4 protein-coding genes are annotated in these 4,934 nt (G+C 68.1%); 3 read left to right on the forward strand and 1 reads right to left on the reverse strand.

The features are described 5' to 3' along the window. Both A9310_RS22145 and A9310_RS22150 read left to right on the forward strand, forming a co-directional pair. The coding region (locus tag A9310_RS22145) for a transposase (protein ID WP_175401127.1) at window positions 1-184 on the forward strand (184 nt) is incomplete at its 5' end. Between the two features lie 190 nt (window positions 185-374). After that, the gene (locus A9310_RS22150) at window positions 375-692 is read left to right on the forward strand and encodes a hypothetical protein (RefSeq protein WP_010842754.1); all 318 of its coding nucleotides are present in this window, start codon (window positions 375-377) and stop codon (window positions 690-692) included. Between the two features lie 384 nt (window positions 693-1,076). Here the strand turns inward: A9310_RS22150 and A9310_RS22155 are convergent, their stop codons facing one another. Beyond that, entirely contained in the window at window positions 1,077-3,230 is a 2,154-nt protein-coding gene (locus A9310_RS22155; RefSeq protein ID WP_065632419.1) for an acyl-CoA dehydrogenase, read from the reverse strand. Window positions 3,231-3,567: 337 nt separating this feature from the next. On the opposite strand from A9310_RS22155, the gene A9310_RS22160 reads away from it, so the two are divergent. After that, complete coding sequence (locus A9310_RS22160; RefSeq protein WP_065632420.1) at window positions 3,568-4,551, forward strand: TauD/TfdA family dioxygenase; 984 nt, start codon at window positions 3,568-3,570, stop codon at window positions 4,549-4,551. Window positions 4,552-4,934: the final 383 nt, after the last annotated feature.

Consider the following 4,934-nt stretch of genomic DNA (forward strand, 5'->3'; position numbering starts at 1 on the left):
GCATCGACCCATGGTCGAACGGACGATTGCCTGGCTCACCCGCGGTAACCGGCGGGTGCCCTACCGTGGAATCGAACGCAACAACAACTGGCTGCACCACCGCGCCGCCGCGATCAACCTACGCCGCCTGATCACCCTCGGACTGACTACCACCAACGGCACCTGGACACTGGCCACCGCCTGAACCGCGGCACCGCCGCCCCACCTAGATCGATCACCACGACCACACCCCGGAACCGACACATCCCCGCAGCAGGAACCTCAACCCAGGCTGGACCCTAATTCAGCAGGCTCCTAGTTCCCGCCGGGCGGCCCGGCCGACCCGACCGAGGGTGACACCGCTCGAACACACGTGCGAAACTGACTGAGTGGGCATGAAGTGGATTGGCGGGGACAACGGCCAACCACACCGGCCCGCCTTCGTGCGGGTCGGCCACAAGGCGGTGCTCATCGACCTGGGCGCGCTCTACCCCAACGCACCGCATTTCAGCGGCGAGTACCACCCCGACGGTTTGCAGATCCGGTCGGTGCACCTCGGCGTCCTCACCGAGTGGGGGCGCGACGAATGGGGCGCCTGGTACGGCAAGGTCACCTACACGATCACCTCGAAGGACCGACAGGAGAAGGTCACGCACTGGGTGCCGTCGTGGGCGTTGCGCCCGGCCGGTGACCGGCCGCCCGGGCGACGGTGACCGCCCCCGAGGAGCGAGCTTGCGAGCGTCACCCCCTGCTCCCTGAGGAGCAAGCTTGCGAGCGTCACCCCCTGCTCCCTGAGGAGCGAGCTTGCGAGCGTCACCCCCTGCTCCCTGAGGAGCGAGCTTGCGAGCGTCACCCCCTGCTCCCTGAGGAGCGAGCTTGCGAGCGTCACGAAGGGTCCTGGTGAGGCGGGTTGCGAGACCCTTCGTGACGCGCCCTCCGCAAGCTCCGGGCGCTCCTCAGGGAGCAGAAGGGTGACCCTCCGCAGGTGAGCAGAAGGGTGACCCTCCGCAGGTGAGCAGAGGGGTGACCCTCCGCCGGGAGCAGAAGGTGGGCCCTGCGCAGGGAGCAGAGGGGTGGCCTCCGCAAGCTCTGGGCGCTCAGCGGATGAGCGGGTCGCGCGGCAAGCCGAGGATGCGTTCGGCGATCTGGTTGCGGGTGATCTCCGACGTCCCGCCGGCGATCGACATCCCGCGGGCACCGAGGATCAGCAGGCCGGCCAGCTTGCCGGGACCGGACGAGAACGCGACGTCGGGTCCGAGCAATTCCGCGGCCAGGTGCGCGCGGTCGCTGAGATGCTCGGCGAGAAGCAGTTTCGTCACATTTCCCTCGGGTCCGGGAGCGGCGCCGACGACCGATCGGGCGGCGCGACGCAGATTGAGGAGTCGCAGCGCATCTTCGACGGCGAGGAACTCACCGACCTTCGTCGCCGCCCCCTCGACCCGGTCCCCGTAGCCCTGGACGAGTGCCACCATCTGCTGGACCGCACCCTCGCTACCCGGCGCACCGCCGCCGATGCTGACCCGCTCGTTGCCGAGGGTCGCGCGGGCCACGGCCCAGCCGTCGTTCGGTGTGCCCACCACGTCTTCGTCAGGAACGAAGACGTCGGTGAAGAACACCTCGTTGAACTCGGAGCCGCCGGTGATCTGCCGCAGCGGACGTACCTCGACACCGGGCGCCGACATGTCGATCAACACGGCGGTGATGCCCTTGTGTTTGGGGGCTTCCGGGTCGGTCCGCACCGTTGCCAGCCCCCGCCGGCACAGGTGGGCGCCGCTGGTCCAGACCTTCTGGCCGTTGATGCGCCAGCCGCCGTCGACGCGCGTGGCCCTCGTGCTGACCGCTGCCGCGTCCGACCCCGCGCCGGGCTCGGAGAACAGCTGACACCACACCTCGTCCCCGAGCAGCGCCGGCCGGACGAACCGGTCGATCTGGTCCTGCGTGCCCTGCTGGATGAGGGTGAGGATGACCCACCCGGTGATGCTGTAATCGGGCCGCTTCACACCCGCGGTCGCCATCTCCTCCTCGATGACGAGTTGTTCGACGGAATCCGCGGCGCGTCCCCACGGCCTGGGCCAATGCGGCATGACGTAACCGGTGTCGATGAGCTTCTCGCGCAGCGCGGACTCGCCGACGCCGGCGATCTCGGCGATGTCGGCTCGAACGCGCGCACGCAGTTCCTCGGCCTCGGGTGGGAGGTCGAGGCTGTTGGCACGGGTGACGCCGCCCGCGGAGAACTCGTACACGTCACGAGCCGGCTGCTGTCCGCCGAACAGCGCCTGCAGCACAGTGGCGCGGCGCAGGTGCAGGTGCGCGTCGTGTTCCCAGGTGAAGCCGATCCCACCGTGCACCTGGATGTTCAGCTCGGCGTTCGTCGTGTACGTGGGCAGTGCCAGCGCGGCCGCCGATGCCGCGACCAGCCCGAGCGCGTCGGCGTTCTCGTCGGCCGCTCGCGCCGCGTCCCACACCACCGCGGTGGCGGCCTCCGCGCCGACGAGCATGTTCGCGCAGTGGTGCTTGACGGCCTGGAACGTGCCGATGGTCCGGCCGAACTGTTCGCGGACCTTTGCGTAGGCCACCGCGGCGTCCAGCGCGTCCCGCGCCCCGCCGACGGCTTCGGCCGCGACCAGCGTCCGGGTGAGCGCCAGCGCGGTGGCCGCCAGTCTCGGCAGACGGACGGCGGCGGCACTCGACAGCGACACCCTCGCCGACAATCGGGTCGGGTCCAGATCGGCGTGCGCGCCCACCTCGACACCGGAGTCCGACGACTCCACCACCAGCACATCGTCGTCGCCGATGAGTACCAGCAGATCCGCGAGCGGTGCGCCGAGTACCGCGTCGACCTGACCGGAGACCGTCCCACCGGCCTCGGTCAGTTCCGGCACCACCGCCACACCCGCGGTGACCGTGCCGTCGACGAGCGGCCGCAGCCAGCGGACAGGCGTCTCGTCGTCGGCATGAGTCAGGATCGCCGAGGCGATCACGGTGGGCAGGAACGGACCCGGCGCCACCGCGCGGCCCAATTCCTCTGTCACGACGACCAACTCGGCGATCCCGAAACCGGAACCGCCGTACTCCTCGGCGACGTGCAGACCCAGCCAACCGAGTTCGGCGATCTCCGCCCAGAACGTGGGTCTGGCCTCCTCGGGCGCGTCGAGTCGGTCGCGCGCCTGCGCCCGCACCTTTCGGTCGACGGCGAATTCGCGCACCACCGAGGCGAGTTCGACGTGGTCATCGGTCAGGGCAATACTCATGGCGACTCCCGGGATCGTCGGTCACCCGATCACACCATCTACCCCCGGTCCGGGGTGGACGCTTGAGACAAACTCATCGAATCCGTTCCCGACGCGCCCGTTGCACGACCGGGTCCGGGAACGGCACGGCATCGACGAGGTCCCTGGTGTACCGGTCCTCGGGCGGTGAGGACGGTGCGCGTTCCGGCCGATGTCCGTCGCGAGATCGACGACGCGGCGGAGGCCTCGGCGGACTGAAGCGTTCCGATCACCGTGAGCGTTTTCCTCGATCGCACCACCGTCGCGGTGGTCTGATGAATTCGATTGCCATCAAACGACATTGAGAAGAGGACGAGAGATGACCCTGGCGCAGATCGAGGACCGGACCGAGCGCGAGCAGGCAGCTCAGCAGATCTACCGCGACGCGGGGATCACCGTCGACAAGCTCGGCGAGCACATCGGGGCACGCATCGGCCAGGTGCGGCTCGGCGGCGACCTCGCCCCGAAGCAGGTGGAGGCGATCCGCCTGGCGCTGGCGATCAACAAGACGATCGTCTTCGAGGGCCAGGACCAGCTCGACGACGACAGCCAGTACGCCTTCGCCGAACTCCTGGGCGATCCCACCGCGCCGCATCCAACGGTGACCTCACGCGGCGAACAGCTGCTGACCATCGAAGGCGCCGCGAACAGCTGGCACTCCGATGTGACGTTCGTCGATCGCATCCCGAAGGCGTCCATCCTCCGGGCGGTGACGCTGCCGAGCTACGGCGGCGCGACGACCTGGGCGTCGACGGTGGCCGCCTACGAGCAGCTGCCGAAACCGCTGCGCGCGTTGACCGAAGAGCTGTGGGCCACCCACACCAATCTGTACGACTACGTCGGCCAGAAGGAGCCGTCCGGCGGTGTCGACGTCAGTCGCAAGGCCGAGCACTACAAGGAGTTCACCAGCTCCGAGTACCAGACGCTGCACCCCGTCGTCCGCGTCCATCCCGAGACCGGCGAACGCAGCCTGCTGCTCGGACACTTCGCCAAGGAGTTCCGCGGCCTCAAGAGTTCCGAGTTCGCCGACCTCTACCAGCTCCTCCAGGCACGTATCACCAAGCTGGAGAACACCTTCCGGTGGAACTGGAAACTGGGCGACGTGGCGATCTGGGACAATCGCGCCACGCAGCACTACGGCATCGCCGACTTCGGCAACCAGCAGCGTGAACTGCACCGCATCACCCTCGCCGGCGATGTGCCCGTCGACGTCCACGGTCAGGCGAGCCAGGTTCTCCAGGGCGACGCGACGCACTACTCGGTCGTCGAAGAACCCGCCCGACTGTCGGTGTTCGCGGCCTGACCCGTGCGCGCGTCACCGCTCGCTCCCTGAGGTGCGAGGAGCGCAAGTGACGAGCCTCGAAGGGTCCTGGCGAGGTGCGTGGCAAACCCTTCGTGACGCGCCCTCCGCAAGCTCCGGGCGCTCCTAGTAATAGCTGGAAGGGCTGGTAACTGGGACATCCTCCTGATGTGGTCATAAGGGGCTTGGTTATCCCAACCACAAAAGGAGGATGTCAATGTCTAAGGCTAGTCGTTTGAGTCGTGGAGACAAGCGTCGCAACGATCGGTTGAGCAAGTTCCGGGGCATCGTGCGCCGTGACTACGCGGTCGCAGCGATTGATCTGGCGTCGAAAAAGCAAGTTGTCGCTGTGGTCGATCACGACTCCCGCATCGTGGCGCGCAGAA

The organism is Gordonia sp. UCD-TK1 (assembly GCF_001691435.1).
Lineage (GTDB): Bacteria > Actinomycetota > Actinomycetes > Mycobacteriales > Mycobacteriaceae > Gordonia > Gordonia hongkongensis.